Raw genomic sequence first — 23,877 nt, 5'->3', positions numbered from 1 at the left:
GGACCCGGTCGGGGTGGGGACCGGGGGTGCGACCGTGAGGCACGCGTCGGTCGACTTGCCGCTGAACGTCTTGTCGAAAGCGTGGTCGCCGTCGCCGGACGTCACGGAGACGGACCAGGTGTGCTTGCGGGTCGCGTCGAGGGGGAATGTGTCGTCGAAGGCGCTCGGGCCGAAGGTCGCGGTGCCGTGGTCGGTGTCGTCGAGGACGACGTCGACCGTCGAGTTCCCCGGGTAGTTCGCGAGGGCGACGTGCAACTGGGTGCACGATGCCGACACCTCGGGGGTGTGTGCCGAGGCGACTCCGGTCACCGCGACGGCTGCGATGCCGCCGACGATGATCGAGGCCGCGGCGCCGCCGATGGTGCGGGTGAGGATGCGTGCCATGTTCTGTTCTCCAGGGGTTCGGGTACTCCGAGGAGGGCCACCCGGGCAGGCGAGGCAGCATCGATCAGGACACCGTGGGCAGGGACCCACAGCGAGGGCACGGGCAGGGTGACCAGTGCGTCCGACACGAGAGGGTGCTCGTGCCGCCGGAGAGGATGCAGACGTCGGTTCGAACTCGGGTGTTCCGTCCACGTGACCCCTCGGGTAGGGGTCGAGCAAAGCCTAGTTCCGCTCAGGTACCAGCACGGTCAGGAAGTCTCGAGAGCGGGGTACGGACCGTCGACGCAGGCCTCCGGCGCACACTGCCGTCTCGGGTCCGGTCAGCGTGGGGCGGTCGTCCGGCGGGCGACGAGGCGCGGCTCGACCAGGACCTCGGTGGGGGTCAGCCCCGGGTCCGCGATCCGTTCGAGCAGCCGCACCCCGGCACCCCGGCCGATGTCGATGCTGCGGTCGTCGATGCTCGTCAGGCCCACGTACCTCGAGGCCGCGATCGGGGTGTCGTCGTACCCGATCACCGAGATGTCCTCGGGCACGCGCAGACCTCGGTCGGCGACGGCGGACATCGCGCCGAGCGCGGTCACGTCGTTCGCGGCGAACACCGCGGTGACCTCGGGGTGCTCGTCGAGGAGGCGGTGCGTCCCGGTGAACCCGGTCTCCTCGGTGACGTCGGCAGTGAGCACCACGGCAACTCCGGTCACGTCGGAAGAACCGGTCACCTCGGGCGGACTGGCAGTCTCGGACGGACCGGGCACGCCGGACGATCCGGGCACGCCGGACGAACCGATCGCATCCGACGACGCGGCGACGCCGGTGTCCGACCCGGCAAGCCGTGCACCCGCGGCGTCGATGGCGGCCCGCCATCCCTCGAGTCGGGCGTCGCTCGCCGCCGAGTGCCCACCGACGAAGCCGAGCCGCACGTGCCCGAGTCCGATGAGGTGCTCCGCCGCCATGCGTCCGCCGGCCAGGTCGTCGTTCGCCACGGTGTCGGCCCGCGGGAGCGCTGCCCGTCCGCCGGCGACGACGACCGGGGTGCCGGCAGGGACGACGAGGTCCGGGTCCGGCTCGCCCGCGATCACCAGACCCTCGACGCGCATGGACAGGAACCCCTCGACGGGGGAGACGTCGAGCCCCGTGTTGAGGAACCGGTCCGCGACGACGAGTCGGTGTCCCTGGTCCTGTAGCGACTCGCGGAGGCCGGTGAGCAGGTCGACGAACCACTGGTTCCGGAAGTCGTCGAGCACCACGCCGATGGTCCGGGAGCGGGTGCCGGCGAGCGACACCGCCGCCGTCGAAGGGCGGTAGTCGAGCTCCTGGATCGCCGCGAGGACCGCTGCCCGACGCTGCTCGCTCACCCGCGGGGAACGCTGCAGCACGAGGGACACGAGCGACTTCGACACCCCCGCGCGAGCGGCGACGTCGTAGATCGTCGCGGGCTTGGTGTTCCCCATCGTCATCCTCGACCTCCGGCTGCGCACCCGCCGGGTGCGTCCCCACGATGGTACCGCTGTCGCGCTCCACGCCCCGGGGCGGGTGCGGCATCGCCGGACGCGCCGCGAGGCATCTCCCGGCCGCCCCGCTCGGGATCGCCCGGTGCCGTTCGGACCCGCACAACGAGAACTCGTCCGAACCACGGCATCGCGTGGTTCGGACGGGTTCCTGTTGTGCGCAGCCCGCCGGCTCGCCGGCTCGGCCGGCCCGGTTCGCCCCGGTCAGCCGATCAGGCTCGGCCGCAGGTCGCGCAGCGTCCGCGTCCGCGTCTGCCGCGCCGTGACGAGGTACGACACGAGCAGCGCCCCGAGCAGCCAGCAGAGCAGGACGCCGGCGTCGCTCCAGGCCGTGGCGAGCGACCCGCCGTACATCGTCTGCCGGATCGCGTCGACGGAGTACGTCATCGGCAGCGCGAAGTGCAGCGCGGCGAGCGGCCCCGGCAGCGTCTGCCACGGGAACGTGCCGCCCGCGGTGACGAGCTGGATGAGCATGAGCACCAGCCCGAGGAACTGCCCGACCGAGCCGAGCAGCACGTTGAGCGTCATGATGATCGCCGCGAACGTCGCGGATGCCAGGACCATGATCCCGACCGTCCCGCCGGCGTGCACCACGTCGAGGTCCAGCGCGTACCGGACGATGAGGAACAGCGCCACCATCTGCACGACTCCGAGGAGCGCCGGGGTCAGCCAGCCGCCGAACACGACACGCAGCGGGCGTCGGACGGCGGTGATCGCGCGCTTCGAGATCGGCTTGAGGATGAGGAACAGCGCGTACATGCCGATCCAGGCGGCCAGCGAGATGAAGAACGGAGCCAGGCCGGCGCCGTAGTTCGACGCGGCGGCGACGTTGTCGTCGCCGACCTTCACCGGGTCGGAGATGACCTTCGCCTGCGACGCCCGCTGGGACGCGGTCGACGCCGGGATCTTGGTCCGTCCCTCGTCCAGCTGGGACGCCAGTTCCGAGGAGCCGGACTCGAGCGAGTGCAGGCCGGTGGTGAGGGACTTCGCACCCGCGTCGGCCGAAGCCGCTCCGCTGGCGAGCTGCGACGCTCCCGAGGACAACTCCGGGGCCGCTGCGGCGAGCTCCTGCGTCCCGCCGGCGACCTGCGCGGCGCCGTCGGACAGGGTCGAAGCCCCGGAGGCGGCGGTCGCGATCCCCGAGGAGAGCGCCGGTGCCGCGTCCGCCAGCGTCGCGGCTCCCGCCGACACCTGCTGCGCGCCGGTGCTCAGCGTGTCGATCTTCGCCGTGGTGTCGCGAAGCTGCTGCTGGGCGTCCGTCCCGGCGCTGTTCGCCTGCTGCACGGCCGACCTCACGGTGGCGGTGAGCGCCTGCTCCTGCTCCGGCGTGAGGGTGACACCCTCGGGCAGGTTCGACGTGATGTCGGCGATGACGGTGTCCGCGTCGAGCGGCTGGATCGCCTGCACGGTCGTGTTCGCCGCGTCCACCTGCTCCGCGAGCTCGGCGTTGCCGGCCGCGACCTGCGCCGCCCCGTCTGCGAGCTCCCGGGTCTGGTCCGGCAGCGCGGCCGTCTGCTGCTGCGCGGACCGGAGGCCCGTGGCGAGCGATGCGGCACCGGTCGCGACCTGCTGCGCGCCGGAGTTCAGCGTCGCGGTCTGCGCGGGCAGCGCGGCTGTGCTCGACGCCAGGGTGGAGGCGCCGGCGGAGAGCTGCGCGGTACCGGCCTGGAGGGTGTCGGCCCCGTTCGCGGCGGTCGTCGCACCGGAGGCGAGCTTGCCCGCCCCGTCGACGGCGTCACCCAGGCTGTCCCGCACGTCGGCGAGCCCGACGAGCAGGGTGCTGGCGGCCTCCTTCCCGACGCGTTCGGCGACGGCCGTCCGCATGGTCTTGCCCGCCTGCTCCGCGATGGTCGAGGCGAGGTAGGAGTTCGTGTCCGCCGTCGTCATCACGAGTTCGGCGCGCTTCGGGTGGTCGGACTGCGCCGAGGCCAGGGACTCCGAGAAGTCGTGCGGGATCGTCACCACGAAGTCGTAGGTGCCGTTGCGGACACCGGAGCGGGCGTCGGCGGCGGTGGTGCGCTTCCAGTCGAAGTCACCGCCGTCGATGGCCTGCTGCGCGACGTCCTTGCCGTAGTCGACGTGTTCGCCGTCGAGGGTGGCGCCGGCGTCCTGGTCGACGATCGCGGCCGGGACCTGGTCGAGCTTGGCGTAGGGGTCGCGGTTGGCCCAGAGGTAGGCGCCGCCGTACAGCAGCGGCACGCACATCAGCGCGATGAACGCGAGGCGGGCGAGCGGGGTGGCGGTCAGGCGCGCGAGTTCGGCGCGGACGAGCGAGGGGATGGTCACGAGCGGGTCTCCAGGGGAGCGGTGGCGTCGGTGGTGTCGGTCGGGAGGCCGGTGTCGGGCCCGCCGGTCCGGGTCGCGTCCTCGGGACCCTCGGTGGTGCTGGTGCTGGTGCTGGTGTCGTCGCTGGCGTCGAGCGGCTCGTCGGCGATCGTGTCGAGCAGGGCCGAGGCCGTCTCCGCCGCGGCCTTCGAGGTCACGAGCACGACGGTCACCCCACGTCGGGCGATCTCGCGGACGACGGCGAACCAGTCCGCGACCGCCCCGCCGTGCCGCTCCGGCGACGTGATCACGAGCCCGGTGACGTCGGGCCGCAGGAGTGCCAGTTCGGCGAGCAGCCGCACGCGGACGTCCGTCGGCACGCGCTGCACGTGCGTGTCGGTCCAGCTCGTCATGCCGAGCTCGTCGAGCACGGTCGCGACGTCGCCGCGAGAGGGCCGGCGTCCGGCGAACGCGAGCTCTTCGTGCACGATCCGCTTGAGGCTCATCACCGGGAACGGCTCGGCGACGCCCGGGGTGTCGACGAGGGCGAACGAGCGGCGGATGCCCGCGGGGTCGTCGTGTCCGTCGAGCAGGACCCGTCCGGTGTCGGGCTTCATCCGACCGCCGGCGACCAGGGACGCCAGCACGGGTGCCTGCTCGGTCTCGACGGCGACGATGCCCGGGTGACCTGGGGCCGCGACGGCACTGACGGCGGGGAGCGCGGCGCCGGGTCCGGTGCCGATGCCGACTGCGGCGAGTTCGAGCGTCATGCGGGGTCCTCCGGGAGGGTGGCGGGGAGAGCGAGCAGGGCGGTGCGCCAGTCGACGCCCGCCATGCCGAGGGCGGAGAGGACGACCATCCGGCGGCCGGCGTCGTCCGGGGTGGCGGAGCGCGTGGCTTCGTCGAGGACCGCCAGGCAGGCGCCCTCGACCAGGCGGCCGAGGGTCGCGGCGTCGACGTCGTCGCGCATGGTGCCGTCGGCGATGCCGAGGGTGCACGCGTCGCGGACTTGCTCGCGCAGCGGGGCGAACACGGTGGCGACGGTCTCGACGAGGGGTCCGCGGACGGCGATGACCGCCATCGAGCGGACGTGCGAGACCTCGGTCCAGAGGGTCACCGCGATCGCGGCCAGTCGGGAGGCCGGGGGCAGGTCGGCGAGTGCGGCCCGGCTGGGCATCGCGGCCAGGATGCGCTCGGCTCCGCCGGTCACGACCTCGCGCATGAGGTCGTCACGGGAGGGGAAGTGTCCGTAGATCGCACGTCGGGACAGTCCGGCGTGCGCGGCGATCGACTCGAGCGACGCGTCCGGATCCGCCTGCAGGAGGGTCCGGGCAGCCTGGACGAGGGCGGCGCGGTTCTCGGTCGCGTCCCGTCGTGGCGCGCGTGCGGGCCGATCGGTGGTGGTCATGCACCCATCGTAGTAACCTGCACACTAGTGTGCAACTTCGGAGAACCACAGGTTCTGTCCCCTGAACTGCCGACTCCCCGTGCTGAGGGCGAGCACTTAGCTTCATGAGGACTTCACCCGGAGTTCGGACAACCCAGGAGTGTGCTGCGTGCCACGTGCGACACCACCCACCATCCCTTCCCGTCGGTACCGCTCCCCGCGACTGCTGACCTCGATCGTCGCGGTCGCGGCGCTGGCCTGCGGCGGACTCGCCGTCGGCGGTGCGGCCTCCGCGGCACCGGCCACCGCCGCCTCGGCCGGCCTCAAGCTCTCCGCCCCGCTGCGGAACGCGTCCCCGACCAAGACGGTCAGCGCGTTCGTCCGCACGACCGGCGCCGGCGCGCTCGAGGTCGACGCGCAGGCGAAGGGCGGCGACCTCACCCGCTCGAAGACCCCGTCGTCCGCCGCGAAGAGCCGGCTCGCGACGATCCGCTCGACCAACGCGAAGGTCCTCAGCGCCGTCAAGGGTGCGGACCGGAAGGCCGCCGAGCTGTACTCGACCGAGTACACAGTCCCCGGCGTCGCGGTCGTCGCCGACGTCGCGGCCTTCACCGAGCTCGCGAAGCGCTCCGACGTGCTGAGCATCGTCCCGCTGCTGCCGAAGAAGGTCGTCGAGCCCGAGCAGAGCACGTCGGCGGGTGCCGCACCCTCGGGCGTCGACCCCGACCTCGCGAAGCCCGGTGCCGACGGCGTCGCGCCGAAGAACGCCGCGAGCGACCTGTACACGAAGGCCGTCGACGCCTGGACCCAGACCGGACGCACCGGCAAGGGCGTCAACGTCGCCGTGATCGACACCGGCCTGGACTACACGCAGGCCGACTTCGGCGGTCCGGGCACCACCGCCGCCTACCAGGAGGCCCTCGCCAGCACCGGCGCCCCGGCCTCGAGCTGGTACGACCCCTCGAAGTTCCTCGGCGGCTACGACTTCGCCGGCCCCACGTACAACGCGGACCCGACGGACCCGGACGCCTACGACCCGGTGCCCGCGCCGGATGCCAACCCCATCGACGGCAAGGGCGGCGACCACGGCACCCACGTCGCCGGCACCGCCGCCGGGTTCGGCCTGAACGCCGACAAGACGACCTTCCGCGGTGACTACTCGACCCTCACCCCGCAGCAGGTGCAGGACATGTGGGTCGGCCCGGGCAGCGCCCCGCAGGCCGGTCTCTACTCGCTCAAGGTGTTCGGCGACCAGGGTGGCTCGACCGACCTGACCGGTGCCGCGCTCGACTGGGTCGGGCAGTCCCTCACCGAGGGCAAGAGCATCAACGTCATCAACCTGTCGCTCGGTTCCGACTACGGGGCAGCCGACGACCCGGACAACGCCAAGATCGACGCGCTCACGGCCCGCGGTGTGCTGCCCGTGATCGCTGCTGGCAACGCCGACGACTTCACCGACATCGGGGGCTCGCCGGGCAACTCGGCCGGCGCCCTGACCGTCGCCGCTGCCGCGACCGGACAGAGCCTCTTCGACGGTGTCGAGGCGACCGCCCCGGCGGACGTCGCGAAGACCTGGCGCGCGCAGTACTCGCAGAACCACCAGGGCCCGCTCCCCGTCGAGGGCGACGTCGTCGTCCCCACCACGGACATCGACGGCTGCACGGCGTTCAGCGCCGACCAGGCCGCTGCGATCGCGGGCAAGGTCGTCTGGCTGAAGTGGACCGACGGCGCCCTCGAGTGCGGCTCCGGTGTCCGCTTCAACAACGTCCAGGCCGCCGGCGGCATCGGCGTCCTCCTCGCCGGCACGGTGAACACCTTCGACTCGGGCATCGCGGGCAACGCGACCATCCCGGGTGCGGAACTGACCCGTGAGAGCGTGACGGGCCTCCAGGCCGCGGCGAAGGCCGGGACCCTGCACGTCCGGTTCGCGGACGAGCTCAAGGGCTTCCAGCTCGCCACCGACGCCGAGACGGTCAACACCCTGGCGTCCTTCAGCAGCCGCGGTGAGCACGGTTCCTACGGCGACGTCGTCAAGCCGGACATCGCCGGCCCCGGGGTCAACGTGATCTCGGCCGCCAACGGCACCGGCAACGACCGTCTGTCGCTCAGCGGCACCTCGATGGCCACCCCGCACGTCGCCGGCGTCGCCGCGCTGGCGTTCGAGGCCCACCCGGGCTGGACGGCACCGGAGATCAAGGCAGCGCTCATGAACACGGCCACGCACGACGTGCGCCAGAGCGCGAAGGACGGCCAGTCGGCGACCCTGCTCCGCCAGGGCATCGGCCGGGTCGACGCACTCCAGGCCGTGCAGGACGGAACCACCGTCCGCAGCCAGGAGAACGGGCAGCTCGTCACGGCCTCCTTCGGCGTCGTCGAGGTCGGCGCGGCGACCACCGAGAAGCGCACCCTGCTGGTGCGCAACACCTCGGCCACCGCGCACACCTACCGCGTCGCGTACGAGTCGCGCATCGCGCAGCCCGGCGTCGTCTTCACGCTGAACACCGACACGGTCACCGTCCCTGCCGGCGGCACCGCCACGGTCACGGTCACCATGACGATCGCCGACCCGACGCTCCTGCGGAAGGTCATCGACCCGACGCAGGTCGCCGTCGAGGGCGGCACCCCGCGGGAGTTCGTCCCGGCCGCCACCGGCCTGGTCACGTTCACCCCGGCCGCCGACGGCGTCACGCCGCTCCGACTCGGCGTCTACGCCGCGCCGGAGCCGGTCAGCGCACTGCACGCGGACGACGTCGTGTTCTCCGGCAAGGCCCGCACCAGCACCATCACGATGGAGGGCCGCGGCCTGTCCCAGGGAACCGGCACGACCGGCTACCGGGCGCTCGTCGCACCGTTCCAGCTCGGTGGCACCGACCCGCAGGAGTCGTTCCCGGACGGCACCGCGAAGCAGACGCTCCGTGGCGCGGACATCCGTGCCTACGGCGCCAACTCCACGGCGCTCGGCCTGGCCGACAAGTCGAAGGGCCTGGTGTCGTTCGGCGTCCAGACCGACGGCGCCGAGTCGAACCCCGGCCAGTCGAACAACGTCGAGGTGCTCATCGACACCAACCGTGACGGTGACCCCGACTACCTGACGTACGACACCAAGTCGGCGACGGCGGACGTGACGGTCGTGACGACGCTCGACTTGCACCAGAAGGACCCGAAGAAGCAGGTCGTGGACACGCGCCCCCTCGGCGGTGTCGCAGCCGGCGTCGACGTCAACACGTTCGACTCCGCGGTCAAGGTGCTGCCGGTGTCGCTCGCGGCGCTCGGGTACACGGCGAAGTCGAAGACCGCGGTGTTCGACTACTCGGTCGTGACCGAGTCGTCCTACTCGCCGACGCTGCCCATGGCTGCGTCCTCGGTGGTCGACGAGACGAAGGTCGCGACCTACAACGCCTTCCAGCCGGCGGTGTCGTTCACCGCGAACGGGGCGTCGAGCCTGACGTACCCGGACACGGCGATCAAGGTCATCCGGGCCTCGGCCACCTCGACCTCGGCGAAGGTGCTGCTCCTGCACCTGCACAACGCGCCGGGCGACCAGGCGGACCTGCTCAGCACGACTTCGGTGACGCCGAAGCTCGCGCTGGTGTCCGGCCGTGTGGTCGTCACCGGCTCGCTGGAGATCCGGGCGAACCTGAAGTCGCACACCGGCACCTGGAACGCGGACGGCGTCACGTTCACGTACAAGTGGCTGCGTGACGGCAAGGACGTCGGGGTGTCGCGGTCGACCTACAAGACCGGGCCGAAGGACGTCGGGCACAGGATCTCGTTCGTCCTGACCGCGAAGAAGTCCGGGTACGAGACCGCTTCGGTCACCTCGCCCCAGACGGGCAAGATCACGAAGTAGCACCGACAACAGCACAGAGCGAGACGAGCGGGCGGTCCGGGAACGGGCCGCCCGCTCCGTCGTGTGACGCGGGGTGCCGTGGACCACCGGTGGGAAGTGCGCCTACAGGACAGGTAGTTAGGCGAACTAGGTACTTCGTGCCAGTGTTGCAGCATGCGAACGAACAGCCTGGTGCAGCTCCGGCAGAACCCGATGGAGTGGCGTCGCCGCGGCCTGACCCCGCCGGACGTCATCCGGGCCATGGTGGAGGAGCGCCTCGCCGAACCCGGTCACACCCAGGTGGTCGGTGACCCCTCGTACGCGGACTTCTTCCGCGGCTGACGTCCCCCTCTAGCGCGCTGGAGGTGGTCGCCATGGCTGAAGTATCAGATCAGATGCTAGTATATCGGCATGGCAACCCAATTCGACGACCCCGCCGCACGGCCCAGCTCGGCGGGGTCCGACCGTGTCAGCGGTGCCGAGCAGTCGCGCCCGACGGTCCTCCACGTCACCACGTGCTTCGCAGGCGGCGTCAGCAGAGCGGTGTGCGCCACTGCTTCGGCGACGCCTGACCACACGCACCGTCTCCTCGCTGCCGGAGCGGATCTCGACCGCGCAGTCGCTGCCGACGTCTTCGTCTCGATCAGCGAACTGCCCGGCGGCTTCGTTCGGCAACTCCGTCGGGTCCGCGCGGAACTCCTGCGCGTGCAGCCGACGATCGTCCACGCGCACTCGAGTTGGGCTGGTGTGCTCGTCCGGCTCGCGGCACCACGCGGGGCGTCGATCGTCTACCAGCCGCACGGCTACGTGTGCGAGCGGCGGGCATCCCTGGTGGGGCTCGTCGGGTTCGCGGTCGAAGCGGCCCTCGCCCAGCGGCGTCAGTGTGTCGCAGTCCTCTCCGCGCGGGAAGACCGGCTCGCGCGACTCATGAACCCCCGTGCCGCCACGGTCCTCGTGCCGAACGTGCCGTCCGTGGGCAGCGCCGGGATCAGGACCGACCTAGCGGTGGCCCGTCCGCCGCGCATCGCGATGATCGGCCGTGCATGTCACCAGAAGGACCCACGGCTCTTCCTGCGGGTCGTCCGCCGCGTACGGCAGCAGGTGCCGGACCTCGAGGCCGTCTGGATCGGCGAGGGGGAAGCACGACACGAGCGGGCACTCGAGCGTGGAGGCATCCAGGTCACCGGCTGGCTCTCGGACCCGGAACTCGTGTCCGAGATCGCCGACGTCGACGCCATCGTGCACACCGCGCGCTACGAGGGCTTCCCGATCAGCGTCCTCGACGCGGCGGCCCGGGGAGTGCCGGTGGTCGCCAGGAGGATCCCCGCGTTCGAGGGCACGACGCTGCGACAGGCTCACGGTGCGCGCGGCCTCGCCGAACAGGTCGTCCGCTGCCTCGACGACAAGGCGGTCGCCTGGGACACCGCTATCGGTGCGTCGCTGTTGCTCCGTCTGATGAACCACGAGGTGCAGTCCACGTCGTTCCGCCACCTCTACCGCGATGCCGCCGTGCTCGGACGTCGGGCCCTCGGGCGGTGAACGTCGTCTTCCCGAGCAGGGTCGTCGACCGACATGTCGGCGGCAACACCACCTACGCACGACAGCTCGTCCGAGGCGTCCGGGCAGCCGGGCACACCACCGGCGTCCTCCCTGCGGCAGGTCATCCGGCGATCACTGCGGCACTGGAGACACTGGCCGGCCTCAGGCGGTCCGCCGAGACCGTCATCCACTACAGTGCCGACACCGGTCCGGTCATCCCGACGCGAGTCCCGAGCATCGTCACCGTGCACGGTGTCGCGAGCAGGTGGATCGACGTCGCGCGGTCGCCAGTCCAGGAGCGGGTCTGGCGCACACGCGTCCACCGGGCCATCCGGTCGACCTCTGGCCTGATCACGGTCTCGCAGTCGGCGGCGGACGACATCGCTGCGGTCTTCGACGTCGATCCCACGACCATCTCGGTCATCCCGCACGGCATCGACCACGACGCGTTCACCACCCCGGCGGCACTCGGGGATCGCTTCCAGCACCTCCGAGACCGACCGTTCGCGCTGTACCTCGGCAACATCGAGCCGCGGAAGAACCTGCTCGAACTCGTCCGCGCGTTCGAGAGCCCGGCGCTCCGTGCATCCGGCGTGCGACTCGTCCTCGCCGGGCGGCCCGCCTGGCGGTACCGGGACGTCCTCGATCGTGTGGCGTCGTCTCAGAACTGCGAGTACCTCGGTTTCGTCTCCGACGATGAGCGAGCTGCCCTCATGCAGCACACCCGACTGTTCGTCTTCCCGAGTCTCTACGAGGGCTTCGGGTTCCCCGTGCTCGAGGCCCTGGCTGCTGGCGTGCCCGTCGCAGCGAGTCGGCGGGGCTCCCTCGCCGAGGTCGCCGGCCCGAGCTGGCCACTCGAGGACCTCTCCGAACGGGGTCTGGTCGAGGGGGTCTCGGCGGCGCTCGCGGACGACCGTTGGTGCGCGGACGTCCGGTCCGCCGGTCCAGCATGGGCGGGTCGCTTCAGTTGGGAGAGCAGCGTCGGTGAGCACCTCCGTCGCTACGCGGAGGTACTGCGATGACGACGGTGGCCATCCTGCACGCGTACAGTGCCTCGAACGCCGGGGACGGGCTCCTCGTCGATGCGGCGATCGACCTCCTCGACGGCATCGACCCAGAGACCGAGTACACGGTCTTCGCCCGCTACCCGGAGTCGTTCACTCCGCGCGACCGCGTCCGCTTCCTGTCGTCACGATGGACTGCACGCTCCGGGCTGTCCGGTCTGCGGAGCCTCGGCCGCCTCGACGACTTCGACCTCGTCGTCGGGGTCGGCGGCGGCTACCTGCGCTTCGGCGGGGTCGTCGAGACCCTCAAGACGTCCATCGCCCATCTTCCGCAGTTGGTGGCGGCTGCCCGGACCGCGACGCCCGCGGTGTACCTGCCGCAATCGATCGGCCCCGAGGGGCGGGTGATCCGCCGCGTCCTGCGGAGCCTGCTCGCCGAGATCGACCTCGTGTGCCTGCGGGACGACCGCTCGGTGCGCGAACTCCGCTTGCCGAACGCCGTACGGATGCCGGACATGGCCCTGCTCGACCCGGACTGGGCGACCCGGACGGCGCCGCTCCGCGACCGGACTCCGGTGCTGTCGGTGCGCCCGGTGCGCCGAGCGGGCTGGACGCGGATCCTCGAACTCGCCGCCGTGCTCAGACCCTTCGACGGATGGGTCCAGAGCAGGGGAGCCGGCAATGACGACGACCGCGCCGTCGGAGCGACGTGCCCCGAGCGGGTCCTCGACCGGGACGAGTACGTCAACGGACCTCGGCGCGTGGTGGTCGCGGTCCGGTTGCACGCGGCCCTCATGGCGCTCCGGGCCGGTCATTGGGTCGTCCACCTGGCGTACGAGCGGAAGGGCTTCGGCGCCTTCGACGACCTCGGCCTGAGCGACTACGTGCACTCGGTGTACGCATTCGACCCGACCGAGGTGGACGAGCAGATCCGGCAACTGGTCGCGGACCCCGAGCTCCGGGGGCGCTACGACGCGGCCGTCTCGGTCGCCCTCCGCGGGTTCGAGGGACACCGCACGGCATTGTCCGACCGGTTGGCCGAACTGGCCGGAGCGCGCATCACGGCGACGACCGAGTGAACGCCCGCCGCTCCTCCGCGGCCGTGTCGAGCGCCGGCATGGTCCTCAGCGGCGCCGCCCTCCCCGTCGGACCGGCTTTCGTCCAAGTGGTCGCTGCCCGGACGCTCGACCTGCCGTCACAGGCAGCGGTGGCGTTGGCGCTCAGCGTCGGCGCGTTCCTGAGCGGTGTCGTCTGTGCCGTGTTCGCCGAGGCACGACTCGCCGATCCGGACGTCCCCAGGGAGCACCGGACGACGGGGTCCCGGCTCGGTGCGGTCGCCGCGACGACGGCCACGGTGCTGGTCCTCGTCGCACCCACCACGCACAGCGTGATGGTCGCGCTGCCCGTGCTGATGGCGGCGCTGCAGATCGGCCGGATGAACGCCGTCGTCCGAGGACACTGGCGGTCGGAGCTCATCGGCGCCGTCCTCCTCGTCGCAGCGGGGGTGATCGCGTCCGTCCTCACCCCGAGCATCGGAGCGCGCGCATTCGGGTTCCTCGCCGTCGGCATGGTCGTTCCGGTCGTGCTGCGGTGCATCGTCGACCCGGCGGTGCGGCCGTGGGCGGTCCCGATGCGCCGTCGCGTCGTCGTCGGTGCGGAGACGTGTCTGGTGGCGGCAGTGCCGCTCGTGCTGACCGCGGTCGTCTTCACTGTCCTGGGTTCGGCGGCCGCGGTGGCATTCCGGCTGGTCCTGACGGTGCTCGGTGTCCTGCAGCCCGTCCTGGGGTACCTGCGCACCGTGCTGCTCGCCTGCCCGGCCCCCCGACTCGTCGTGACGCTGTCGGCCATGTCGATCGGGGCTCTCGCCGCCGTGGTCGCGGCGCACCTGCTCGGGGTGCCGCATCAGGTGTTCGGCTCCAGCTGGGGCGTCAGCACGTCCGCGGTGGTCGCTGCGTGCCTGTGGAAGGCGGCGAGCATCCCCGCCACCGTTCCGTTCGCGCAGCTCCGTCGCGAGGGAGCCGTCCTCGACGTGATGGCACTCCGTGCCGCGGTGGCGGTCGGCGCGGTCCTGGGATCGGTGCTCGCGGTCGAACTCGGACTGGGGCTCGTCGGCGTGTTCACCGTCCTGGCATCGTCCGAGATCCTGGCCTTCGTCCTGTTCTCGGCCAAGGCGGGCCGATCCTGCGGCCGTCGCCCGAGCCGGGCTGCACAACCGGCCGGCGACCGTCCCTGAGCCGGATCCTCCACGGCCGCGCCCGTCGTGGACGTGACGCGACCACCTGCAGGACGGGAGGCCCGGTACCAGCTGGTACCGGGCCTCCCGTCATGTGCATCCTGACTCGTCGTCAGTTGCCGATCTTGTCGTCGGCAGCCTTCTCGGCCTTGTCGACCTGGTCGCCGTGGCCACCACCGGTGGCCTTGTCGGCCGCGCCGGCGGCCTTGTCCAGGCCGGAGTCGCTGGCCTTCTCGCCCTTGTCGCTGTTCGCGAAGTCCTTGGCCTTGTCGCTGAGGTCGCTCATGGTGTTCCTTCCGTTCGTCGGATCACTGACGGGGTCGAGCGTGCTCGGAGCGCCATCCGTGCGCGCTCAGGCGTGGGCGCTCAGACCTGCACTGACCGGAGGCCGTCTGCTGCTCAGGCGTCGGGACGCTCGTCGGCGGCCTCGCGCCCGCGGTCGGTCTCGGGCATGACGTCCTGCGGGGCGCTCTCGACCGAACCGATGCCGCCGTCGGTGAGCTCCTCGGCCTGCTGGGTGTCCAGCAGGCGGTTCATGTCGTCGATGGGGTCGCTCATGGTGGTTCCTCTCGTCGGGGCGGTCGTCGTGCTCATCCAGCGTGCTCCGGAGGGCCACCGCTCTCCACAGCTGGCGTCGTGCCGGTGACGCGGAGATGACCAGCCGATAGACTCGGGTGGACCACCGGCCCGGACGGCCGTGTGCGGTCCTCCGCCAACGTGAGGAGAACCAGATGCCCGCAGCAGTCATCATCGGCGCCCAGTGGGGCGACGAGGGCAAGGGGAAGGCCACCGACCTCCTCGGTTCCCGCATCGACTACGTCGTGAAGTTCAACGGTGGCAACAACGCCGGACACACGGTCGTCGTCGGCGGTGAGAAGTACGCGTTGCACCTGCTGCCCTCGGGCATCCTCACCCCGGGCGTCACCCCGATCATCGGCAACGGGGTCGTCGTCGACCTCGAGGTCCTGTTCCAGGAGCTCGACGCGCTGAGGGCCCGCGGTGTCGACGTGTCGAAGCTCCGCGTCTCCGCGAACGCCCACGTCATCACGCACTACCACCGCACCATCGACAAGGTGACGGAGCGCTTCCTCGGCAAGCGCCAGATCGGCACCACCGGTCGTGGCATCGGCCCGACCTACGCGGACAAGATCAACCGCGTCGGCATCCGCATCCAGGACATCTTCGACGAGAACATCCTGCGGCAGAAGGTCGAAGCGGCCCTCGACCAGAAGAACCACCTGCTGGTCAAGGTCTTCAACCGCCGTGCGATCGACGCCGAGGAAGTGGTCGAGTCGCTGCTGTCCTTCGCCGACCGCCTGCGTCCGATGGTCGCCGACACGGCGCTCGAGATCCACCGTGCCCTCGAGCGGGGCGAGACCGTCCTGTTCGAAGCCGGCCAGGCCACCATGCTCGACGTCGACCACGGCACCTACCCGTTCGTGACGTCGTCGTCCGCCACGGCCGGTGGCGCCGCCACCGGGTCCGGGATCGGCCCGGGCAAGCTCGAGCGGATCATCGGCATCGTCAAGGCGTACACGACCCGCGTCGGCGCCGGCCCGTTCCCGACCGAGCTGTTCGACGAGTCGGGGGAGTTCCTCCGCGCCAACGGCTTCGAGTTCGGCACCACGACCGGTCGCCCACGTCGCTGCGGCTGGTACGACGCCCCCATCGCCCGCTACACGGCACGCATCAACGGCGTGACGGACTTCGTGCTGACCAAGCTCGACGTCCTCACCGGCCTGGAGACCATCCCCGTCTGCGTGGCGTACGAGGTGGACGGTCAGCGCGTGGACGAGGTGCCCGTGTCGCAGTCGGACTTCCACCACGCCAAGCCCGTTTACCAGGAGTTCCCCGGCTGGTCCGAGGACATCACCGGCGTCCGGACCTTCGAGGACCTGCCGAAGAACGCGCAGGACTACGTGCTCGCGGTCGAGGCGATGTCCGGAGCGCGGATCTCCGCGATCGGTGTCGGCCCCGGGCGTGACGCGATCGTCGTCCGGCACGACCTGCTCGGCCAGGGCTGAGCGTGCGGATCCTCTTCGTCTGCAGCGGCAACATCTGCCGGTCACCGCTCGGTGGGCAGGTGCTGCAGGAGCGTCTCGGTCCGGCTGCCTCGTTGCACGTCGTCGAGTCGGCCGGCACCATCGCCGATGACGGTGCCGTGATGGACGGTGCCGCCGCCGAGCAGTCCGTCCGGCTGGGCGGACATCCGGAGGCGCACCGCTCCCGCTACCTGACCGAGCAGATCGCCCGGTCCGCGGACCTGGTGCTGACGGCCGAACGCTCCCACCGTGCCGCGGTCGTGCAGCTCGCGCCGCGCGCTGCGAAGCGGGCGTTCACGATCAAGCAGTTCGCGCGGGTGCTCGGTGGCCTGGAGCCCGGGGACCTGGCGGACGTGCACTCGCCGGAAGCCCTGGTCGAGCGGGTCGCCCGGCTGCGCGGGACCGTGCCGCCGCCTGCTGACCCGGCAGACGACGACGTGGACGACCCCTACCGTCGTTCGGAGTCCACGCACGTGCGGGTCGCTGACGAGATCGACGCTGCGCTGACGACCATCGCGGACGCCCTGCGCGCGGTGTCCTGAGGCCCGGACGCCCCGTCGACGCGGGCGTCTCGCGTGGACGCGGGCGTCTCGCGTCGACGCGGGCGTCCCGCGTCGTACCCCGGTCGGCCGTCGTCCGGATGACGAGTACCCCGATCGGCCCTGCTGTACCCCGAACGCCGGGGGGCGAAGCCCGGAGTTCCGGGCTTCGCGGATGAACATCCGGGGCTGAACCCGTGAATCGACGGGCCTCGCTGTCGATCGGCGCGATCGGTGTCGTAGCGTTCACGTACTGCAGCACGTACCCCGAACACGACAGGAGAGCGCGATGACCACGACCATCAACCGGACCGCAACCGGGACCGACGTCACCCTCGACACCGACACCGTCGACATCGTCGCCGTCCTGGAGGCCGAGGCCGCCACCAGCGCCCGTGCCGCGCGGGCCAAGCTCACCTGGACGCTCGAAGGCGACGACGAGTGGGTCGCCAACTACGGCGGGTACTTCGGCGGCTCCGTCGACAAGCGCGACGGCCGCTACGTCGCCTCGGACACCTTCGGCCTGGTCGTCGGCGACTTCACCTCGCTCGAGGACGCGCAGACCGCGCTCGCCGGGCACCTGCACGTGATGCTCCCGTCGGTCATCCGCCCGACCGCGTAGCGCTCCCCGCTCCACTGACGACGCCCCACCGGCTCGGGCCGGTGGGGCGTCGTCGTGTCCGGAGCGTGTCCCGGGTCACTCCGGCAGGCGGTAGCTCCCGACCGTGATCGCGTGGGCGCCCTGCCCGGCGAGCACCCGCACGACAGCGTCGGCGCGGGCGCGGTTCGGCACCGAGTCCTTGGCCGCCCAGGACGCCAGAGCCGACTGCAGTTCGTGGTCGTTCGTCACGATGCTCGTCGTCACGGTGCCGCTGCGGTCCTCCGGCTCCACGAACGTCGCTGCCGAGGGTGACGAGTAGAAGACGCACGTGTCGAACCAGGTGCGGGACACACCGGTCTGCTCGTCGACGAAACGAGCGAGCCGTCGGGCCTGCTGCCGCACCTGCTGCGCCGGCGACGCCCCCTTCGCCTGGACCCGGACCTGCCACCAGTTCTCGGCCTCCTCCTCACCGTTGAGGACCGTGCGGCTCCGCACCTGCACGGCGAACGGCGGCACGAGGGACGATTCGTCGACCAGGTTCCGGAACGCCGGGTGCACCTCGCTCGGACGGCGTCCGTCGAACACGATCCCGCCCCAGCGCTTGTTCTCGATGACCAGACCGCGGCCGGACTCGGACACGAGCACGTGGTCGGCCTGCGCGACGAACTTCCGCCACGGACCCTGCTCGGTCTCGCCGACGGGGACGAACACGACGTTCGTCATCAGCACCCCGCTCACCCCGGCGGCACGGCAGGCCCGGAGGACCGCCTGCTCGGACGCCTCCTCCCACTTCATGCCTCGACGGGCGAGCGCGCGGCTCTCCTCCGCTTCGGTGAGTGCGTCCCGCCGAGCAGCGTCGGCCGCCGCGACCTGCGCCGCCCGGTCGGCCTCGAGCCGCGCGGTGGCGTCCCGGTGCTCCGCCTCGCGCTGGGCGAGCTCCGCAGCACGCGTCCGTTCGGCGGCGTCGAGCTCGGCGCGGGCAGAGGTCTGGTGTCGCCGCAGGAGGACCACCAGGACGACCACCACGACGGCGAGCCCCCCGGCGACCAACCACGGCACGAGGTCGTCGGTCATGGCACCACCCCACCACGTGCTGCGCCCTGGAGGCGCGTGGTGCGTCGGCGCGTCCTCGTCGCCTCCGCCGTCAGTACGGTGGGCGCATGACGCAGCGGGGTTCGACGTGGGGCTTCTGGCTCTGGGCGATCAGCGGCGTCGTCGTCTCGATCGCAGCCGGGGTCCTGCTCGGCTCGTGGTTCCGCATCGCTGCCGCCGTCACCATCGGATGGGGTGTGTTCGCCGTCATCGCCTTCCCCACGCGAGCGCGGTTGGACGTGCGGCAGCCGTGGCTCTGGGGGTTCTCGGCCGCGATGCTGGTCCTGCTCATCGGTGTCTCGCTGCTGCTCGGTGCCGTCGGTCTCAGCAACGACGAGCGGACGGACAGCCCCCTCCCGGGCGCAGTCCTCGGTGGGGTCCTGACGGCAGCGGGCGCCCTGTCACTCCTCCTCGGTCGGGCCTGGCAGCGTCGCAGGGCGGTCGACGCCGAGGTCGAGCGGTACCGCGTGGAGCAGCAGCTACCGGGCACCGCCGACGACGCCGCCTGAGTCAGACCGCTGACCCTGCCGCGCCCGCGCCTGCAGCCGCGAACCGGTCCGTCGTCTCGAGCAGCGCGTCGAGGATGCCCGGCTCGTCGAACGCGTGCCCGGCGTCGTCGATCAGCCGGAACTCTGCCGACGGCAGCGCCCGGTGCAGGTCCCACGCGGTGACGGCCGGCGTGCACATGTCGTAGCGCCCCTGCACGATGACGGTCGGGATCTCGCGCAGCCGGTCGGCGTCGCGGATCAGCTGGCTGTCCTCGAACCAGCCGTCGTGGGTGAAGTAGTGGTTCTCGATCCGGGCGAACGCCAGCGCGTACGTCGGGTCCGCGTACCGGGCGACCAGGTCCGGTCGGGGCAGCAGCGTGATCGAGGCCGCCTCCCAGCTCGCCCAGGCGACCGCGGCGGGTCCGTGCACGGCGGGGTCCGGGTCGGCCAGCAGGCGTTCGAACACGCGGACCAGGCCGCCGGGCTGCCGTTCCTCGGGTGCCAGGGGAGCGAGGTACCCCTCCCACAGGTCGGGCAGCACGTTCGCGGCCCCGCCCTCGTAGAACCAGTCGATCTCGCTCGGCCGCAGTGTGAAGATCCCGCGGAGCACCAGTTCCGTGACCCGCTCCGGGTGCGTCTCGGCGTACGCCAGGGCCAGTGCCGACCCCCACGACCCGCCGAACACCTGCCACGCGTCGATCCCCAGGTGGGCACGCAGTCGCTCGATGTCGCCGACCAGGTTCCAGGTCGTGTTCGTGGACAGGTCGGTGGCCGGGTCGCCGGCGTGCGGGAGGCTGCGGCCGCAGTTGCGCTGGTCGAACAGGACGATCCGGTAGCGCGCCGGGTCGAACAGGCGACGGTGGTCGGGTGAGCAGCCGGCGCCGGGCCCGCCGTGCAGGAACACGACGGGCTTGCCGTCCGGTGAGCCGCACTCCTCCCAGTAGACCTGCTGGCCGTCGCCGACGTCGAGCAGGCCGGAGCGGTTCGGTTCGAGCGGTGGGTACAGCTGGCGCACGGGGGCCTCTCGGACGACGGGGCAGGACGGGGTGGGGGCGCTGCCACCGTACCGAGCCGTCGCGGAACCGGCGACCACGACACCTCGAGAGGCGGATCGCTCGGCTCGTGGGACGATGGAGTCCGTGTCCCCTGCCGTGCCTCGCCGCTCGTTCCTGTCGATGGCAGCACTGGCGGGCGTGACCATCGTCAGCTCCGTCGCGCTGTCCGGTTGCACGACGTTCCCGCGCGCCTTCAGGAGTGCGGCCGCCGGCTGTGCTCCCCGCCGTGCGTCCGAGGTGGTGCCCGACACCGGGTCCCTGTTCGGCGTGAACCTGGACTGGGGCCGTCAGACGCTCGAGGAGTACGCGACGCTGCTGGGGCACAGGCCCGCAGTCGCGGTCGTGTTCGCGGACGTCCCGCTCGGAGCGCAGGACGTCGAGGACGTGCGCGGCGCCGCCGACCAGGTGCGCGGCCAGGGTGGCACGCTGCTCCTGACACTCGAACCGCAGGACGGCCTGCAGTCCGTCACGGACGACGTCGCTGACGACGTCGCCGCCCTGGTGAACGAGATCCAGGAGAGCGGCGTTCCGGTCATCGTCCGTTTCGCACACGAGATGAACGGGTCCTGGTACCCCTGGGGCCAGCAGCCCGACGCGTACGTCGGTGCCTTCCGCCGCGTGGCCCGGGCGCTGCGGAGCGGGGCGCCGGGCAGCGCGACGATGTGGGCGCCGAACGAGGGTGGCGGCTACCCCTTCCACGGCGGTCCCGCTGCAGCCGTCGCCGGCACGCTCGCGTTCGAGGTGCTCGACACTGACGGCGACGGGGCCCTCACGGCACGTGACGACCCGTACACGCCCTACTACCCGGGCGATGACGTGGTCGACTGGGTCGGCTTGTCCATCTACCACTGGGGAGCCGCGGCACCCTGGGGTGCGAACGTCCTGCCGGAAGAGGGCAAGTTCGCAGCGAAGCTCACCGGTACGTACAACGGTGCCGGCGGTGACGAGACCCCCGTACCCGACTTCTACGACCTGTTCGGGGTGCGCCGCAACAAGCCGGTCGCCGTTCCCGAGACCGCCGCGCTCGTCGTCCCGCGGGGCGACCCCGAGGGTGAACGCGCCATCAAGCAGGCCTGGTGGTCGCAGGTCTTCTCCGCCGAGACCGCTTCCCGCTTCCCGAACGTGCGGATGATCAACTGGTTCGAGTGGGACAAGTACGAGACCGAGGTGCAGGAGCACGTCGACTGGACGGTCCTGCACGACCCGGCCACCCGTGCTGCCTTCATCGGAGGGCTGCCCGGATGGCTGCACTTCGCGGAGGCCCCGCAGTCGTGCCGGACGGCGGAACCCGGCCGGTGACCCGGTGCCCCTCCCGGCGAGGGGGCCCTTCGGAGGCGACCGCGGAACGACGGACGGGAGGCACGGTGCGGACCCGCACCGTGCCTCCCGTGGTGTGCGGTGTGGGCTACTGCTCCGTCGGCGTGATCCGGGGCAGGGTGCCCAGTCGTCGGCGGACGAGGACCGCGGTCCCCGCGGCGAGCAGCAGGAGCGCCGTCACACCGAGGACGCCGAGGCCGTGCGCACCCGTGAAGGCGAGGTCGCCGTCCGGTCCGGTGCCGTCGCCGGTGCCCGGGCCGTCAGCGCCCGGCAGGAGGGCACCCGGCGCGGGGGTCACCGTGCCGTCGTCACCCGAGCCGTCACCACCGTCACCGGGAGCCGGCGACCCGGGGTCGGTCGGGGTCGGGTCGGTCGGGTCGGCATCGTCCGGCAGGGCGACCGCGAACGCGACCGCTGCACCGCTGCGGGTGCCGATCGACTGGACGGCCTGGGCCTCACCGGTCGCTGCGGCGCGGACGAGTGCGGCGGCTCGCACGGCGTCGACGTCCTCGCCGGCGAGCTCGACCGACCAGGTGCCGTCCTCGGCGACCTCGGTGCTGCCGGTGACCGCGCCGGAGAGCGTGACGGTGGCGCCCGGGTGGCCGGAGCCGGTGACGGCGGTCGGGGCGACCTCGGTGCCCGGCTCGTCGACGGTCAGCGCGTCGAGGTCGGCGCGGGCGGTCAGCCAGGACTCGGCACCGATCGGGTGGTCGACCACGCGGGTCTCACCGATGCAGCCGTTCCAGCCGTTCGTGGCGGCGTCGTCGACCCAGTCGCTGCCGAACAGCCACGGCATGCCGTCCTGCACGGTCTGCCCACCGGTGTCGGTCGCGTTGCGGAGCACCGGGGCGCCGTCGATGTACATCGTGGTGGTGCGGGCGTCGACGTCGTTCACGAGGGCGACGTGCAGCCAGCGGCCGGGGATGATCTCGCCCGACCAGGCGGTGCGGTCACCCTTCGACGGGTCGGCGGTCACCTCGGTCCACTGGAACTCCTTGAGGTTCGAGATGCCGAGCGCCGCGGGCGACGCCGTCCAGTCCCAGCGGGTCTGTGGGACGCCGATCTGCGAGCGGTTGCCGCTGCGGACGATCGCCTTCGACCACGAGTTCGCGCCGTCGGTCCACGAGGGATCGACCTCGAGGAACGTCTCGATCGTGTAGCCCTCCGGGAAGGTGGCCCGGTCGACGGCCGTGTCACCGGGGGAGGTGAGCGCGCTGAAGCGCTTCGCGGCCTTGTCGGCGTTCGCGAAGCAGAGACCGGCGCCGTCCGAGGAGAGCGGGTGCGCCTCGTCGGTGACGGTCACGTCGCCGTCCTGCGCGGTCGGGGATCCCGACTCGGCGTGGGTCATGCGGGTGAGGTCCGCATCGCCGACGACGTCGTCCACGGTGGCGCCGGGCGCCAGGGTGCCGGTCTCCTGCTCACCGGGACGCCACCAGGCGAGGGTGCCGTCGACGATGGTGTGGTCGGCGCGGCCGCCGGGGAGCTCGGTCGTGACGGGTGGTGCGCCCTCGAAGCCGTCGAGGAGCATCTGCCGTGCGCGCTCGATGAGCGGCGGCTCGTCGGCGCTGCCCGGGCGGAAGTCCGGCGCGAAGCCGGCGAACCGGGTCCGGAAGTCCACCGGCACGCTGTAGCGCTGGTTGGCGGCGTCGAGCAACGGCTGGTCGTAGGACGTCAGCGTCTCGGTCGGCTTCCACGTCACCCACGGCGACGCGGTCTGCATGGCCAGGGTGCCGTTCGTCAGGTCGAACTCCATGAGGCCGAGGTAGCCGTTGCCGCCCTCGTAGTCCATCTGGTGGTCGATGAGGACCTGCGTGACCGCGTGCCCGGCGTCGTTCGTGCGGCTCTTCCACGTCGAGCCGTGGAAGTGGCCGTTCAGCGTCAGGAACACCTGGTCGTTCGGGGCGATGACGTTCTTCCACAGGCGCTCGCCGTAGGCCGTGTCCACCGCGGTGAGGCCGTCGGTGGCGATGTTGATGACCTCGTGCGAGGTGAGGATCGTCGGCAGCGTCGGGTGGGCCGCGATGACCTGGTTCGCCCATGCGAGCGTCTCGTCGGAGGCCCGCCACGGCAGTGCGAGCGAGAGGAACCGCTGCCCCTCGGCCTCGAACACGTGGAACTGGCTCAGCCCGGTGCGGTCCGTGCCCGACTCGACGGTCGGTTGGCCGGTGGCGCGGCTGGCCGGGAAGGTCTTCAGGTACGGCTCGGCGGCGAGGTCGTACGACGTGTCGAACACCGTGTCCGCGGAGTTCCGGACGTCGTGGTTGCCGGTCGTGACGCTGTACGGCATGTCTGCCGCGTCGAGCACGGACATCGCCCGGTCGGCGGCCTGCCACTCGCCGGCCTGTCCCACCTGGTCGACGACGTCGCCGACGTGGGTGGTGAACGGGATGTGCAGCTCGTCGGCGTTGTCGGCGAGCCACTGCGTCTGCACGTGGAACGGGTCGTCGCCGTAGCGGGGGAGGAACTGCGACGCCGAGTAGCGGGAGTAGAACTGCGTGTCCGGCAGCACCGCGAGGGTGAAGCGGGAGGCGAGGTCGGCGGCCGGACACGCAGTTCTACTCCCGCTACTCGGCGTCGCAGTTCCTCCCCCGCTACGG

General features: G+C 71.6%; 21 protein-coding genes. 11 read left to right on the top strand and 10 right to left on the bottom strand.

Features of this window, described 5'->3' with window-relative positions; all coding sequences use genetic code 11:
- From DEJ31_RS16660 to DEJ31_RS16640, 5 genes are all read right to left on the bottom strand, one after another.
- Nucleotides 1-384 (bottom strand): hypothetical protein (locus DEJ31_RS16660; RefSeq protein WP_220034884.1); only part of this gene is annotated, 384 nt, incomplete at its 3' end.
- A gap of 320 nt (nucleotides 385-704) precedes the next feature.
- The gene (locus tag DEJ31_RS16655; protein WP_111122442.1) at nucleotides 705-1,832 is read right to left on the bottom strand and encodes a LacI family DNA-binding transcriptional regulator; all 1,128 of its coding nucleotides are present in this window, start codon (nucleotides 1,830-1,832) and stop codon (nucleotides 705-707) included.
- A gap of 261 nt (nucleotides 1,833-2,093) precedes the next feature.
- Entirely contained in the window at nucleotides 2,094-4,175 is a 2,082-nt protein-coding gene (locus DEJ31_RS16650) for a YhgE/Pip domain-containing protein (RefSeq protein ID WP_111122441.1), read from the bottom strand.
- Entirely contained in the window at nucleotides 4,172-4,924 is a 753-nt protein-coding gene (locus DEJ31_RS16645; RefSeq protein WP_110905169.1) for a hypothetical protein, read from the bottom strand. The genes DEJ31_RS16650 and DEJ31_RS16645 overlap by 4 nt, the downstream gene beginning before the upstream one ends.
- Entirely contained in the window at nucleotides 4,921-5,562 is a 642-nt protein-coding gene (locus DEJ31_RS16640) for a TetR/AcrR family transcriptional regulator (RefSeq protein ID WP_110905168.1), read from the bottom strand. The genes DEJ31_RS16645 and DEJ31_RS16640 overlap by 4 nt, the downstream gene beginning before the upstream one ends.
- 148 nt (nucleotides 5,563-5,710) lie before the next feature.
- Between DEJ31_RS16640 and DEJ31_RS16635 the strand changes: the two genes are divergently transcribed.
- From DEJ31_RS16635 to DEJ31_RS16615, 6 genes are all read left to right on the top strand, one after another.
- Nucleotides 5,711-9,391 carry a S8 family serine peptidase gene (locus DEJ31_RS16635; RefSeq protein WP_181433571.1) on the top strand — a complete coding sequence of 1,227 codons (3,681 nt, stop codon included), beginning with the start codon at nucleotides 5,711-5,713 and terminating at the stop codon, nucleotides 9,389-9,391.
- A 153-nt stretch (nucleotides 9,392-9,544) separates the two neighbouring features.
- Nucleotides 9,545-9,712, top strand: coding sequence for an acetyltransferase (locus DEJ31_RS17025; protein WP_146236833.1), 168 nt, complete (start codon nucleotides 9,545-9,547; stop codon nucleotides 9,710-9,712).
- Between the two features lie 69 nt (nucleotides 9,713-9,781).
- Nucleotides 9,782-10,909, top strand: coding sequence for a glycosyltransferase (locus DEJ31_RS16630; RefSeq protein WP_111122439.1), 1,128 nt, complete (start codon nucleotides 9,782-9,784; stop codon nucleotides 10,907-10,909).
- Nucleotides 10,906-11,931, top strand: coding sequence for a glycosyltransferase family 1 protein (locus DEJ31_RS16625; RefSeq protein ID WP_111122438.1), 1,026 nt, complete (start codon nucleotides 10,906-10,908; stop codon nucleotides 11,929-11,931). Before DEJ31_RS16630 ends, DEJ31_RS16625 begins: the two co-directional genes overlap by 4 nt.
- On the top strand, nucleotides 11,928-12,992 hold the full coding sequence (locus tag DEJ31_RS16620) for a polysaccharide pyruvyl transferase family protein (protein ID WP_111122437.1): 1,065 nt from the start codon (nucleotides 11,928-11,930) through the stop codon (nucleotides 12,990-12,992). Before DEJ31_RS16625 ends, DEJ31_RS16620 begins: the two co-directional genes overlap by 4 nt.
- On the top strand, nucleotides 12,989-14,146 hold the full coding sequence (locus DEJ31_RS16615) for a hypothetical protein (RefSeq protein ID WP_111122436.1): 1,158 nt from the start codon (nucleotides 12,989-12,991) through the stop codon (nucleotides 14,144-14,146). The genes DEJ31_RS16620 and DEJ31_RS16615 overlap by 4 nt, the downstream gene beginning before the upstream one ends.
- Nucleotides 14,147-14,258: 112 nt before the next feature.
- Here DEJ31_RS16615 and DEJ31_RS16610 read toward each other — a convergent pair whose 3' ends face one another.
- Both DEJ31_RS16610 and DEJ31_RS17395 read right to left on the bottom strand, forming a co-directional pair.
- Entirely contained in the window at nucleotides 14,259-14,432 is a 174-nt protein-coding gene (locus DEJ31_RS16610) for an Rv0909 family putative TA system antitoxin (protein WP_110905162.1), read from the bottom strand.
- 113 nt (nucleotides 14,433-14,545) lie between these two features.
- Nucleotides 14,546-14,704: a hypothetical protein gene (locus tag DEJ31_RS17395; RefSeq protein WP_181421707.1), complete on the bottom strand. Its 159-nt coding sequence runs from the start codon at nucleotides 14,702-14,704 to the stop codon at nucleotides 14,546-14,548.
- 173 nt (nucleotides 14,705-14,877) lie between these two features.
- Between DEJ31_RS17395 and DEJ31_RS16605 the strand changes: the two genes are divergently transcribed.
- The 3 genes from DEJ31_RS16605 to DEJ31_RS16595 all read left to right on the top strand — a co-directional run bounded on the left by DEJ31_RS16605 (nucleotide 14,878) and on the right by DEJ31_RS16595 (nucleotide 17,349).
- Nucleotides 14,878-16,170: an adenylosuccinate synthase gene (locus tag DEJ31_RS16605; RefSeq protein WP_111044827.1), complete on the top strand. Its 1,293-nt coding sequence runs from the start codon at nucleotides 14,878-14,880 to the stop codon at nucleotides 16,168-16,170.
- Between the two features lie 2 nt (nucleotides 16,171-16,172).
- Nucleotides 16,173-16,730, top strand: a complete 558-nt coding sequence (locus DEJ31_RS16600) for a low molecular weight phosphatase family protein (protein ID WP_181433570.1) — start codon at nucleotides 16,173-16,175, stop codon at nucleotides 16,728-16,730.
- A gap of 286 nt (nucleotides 16,731-17,016) precedes the next feature.
- Complete coding sequence (locus tag DEJ31_RS16595) at nucleotides 17,017-17,349, top strand: hypothetical protein (RefSeq protein ID WP_110905159.1); 333 nt, start codon at nucleotides 17,017-17,019, stop codon at nucleotides 17,347-17,349.
- 75 nt (nucleotides 17,350-17,424) lie between these two features.
- Here the strand turns inward: DEJ31_RS16595 and DEJ31_RS16590 are convergent, their stop codons facing one another.
- The gene (locus DEJ31_RS16590) at nucleotides 17,425-18,402 is read right to left on the bottom strand and encodes a hypothetical protein (RefSeq protein WP_111122434.1); all 978 of its coding nucleotides are present in this window, start codon (nucleotides 18,400-18,402) and stop codon (nucleotides 17,425-17,427) included.
- Between the two features lie 86 nt (nucleotides 18,403-18,488).
- Between DEJ31_RS16590 and DEJ31_RS16585 the strand changes: the two genes are divergently transcribed.
- A complete protein-coding gene (locus DEJ31_RS16585) occupies nucleotides 18,489-18,929 on the top strand; it encodes a hypothetical protein (RefSeq protein ID WP_111122433.1) in 441 nt (146 codons plus the stop codon).
- Between the two features lies 1 nt (nucleotide 18,930).
- On the opposite strand, the gene pip is transcribed toward DEJ31_RS16585, so the two are convergent.
- On the bottom strand, nucleotides 18,931-19,923 hold the full coding sequence (pip, locus tag DEJ31_RS16580; RefSeq protein WP_110905173.1) for a prolyl aminopeptidase: 993 nt from the start codon (nucleotides 19,921-19,923) through the stop codon (nucleotides 18,931-18,933).
- Between the two features lie 124 nt (nucleotides 19,924-20,047).
- Between pip and DEJ31_RS16575 the strand changes: the two genes are divergently transcribed.
- Nucleotides 20,048-21,262 carry a glycoside hydrolase family 26 protein gene (locus DEJ31_RS16575; RefSeq protein WP_258366352.1) on the top strand — a complete coding sequence of 405 codons (1,215 nt, stop codon included), beginning with the start codon at nucleotides 20,048-20,050 and terminating at the stop codon, nucleotides 21,260-21,262.
- A gap of 106 nt (nucleotides 21,263-21,368) precedes the next feature.
- On the opposite strand, the gene DEJ31_RS16570 is transcribed toward DEJ31_RS16575, so the two are convergent.
- Nucleotides 21,369-23,877 (bottom strand): LamG-like jellyroll fold domain-containing protein (locus tag DEJ31_RS16570; protein WP_146243198.1); only part of this gene is annotated, 2,509 nt, incomplete at its 5' end.

The sequence above is a fragment of the Curtobacterium sp. MCPF17_031 genome (genome assembly GCF_003234035.1).
Taxonomy (GTDB): Bacteria; Actinomycetota; Actinomycetes; order Actinomycetales; family Microbacteriaceae; genus Curtobacterium.
Note: the sequence above shows the minus strand (reverse complement) of the source record. Positions and strands in the feature narration are given on the sequence as shown.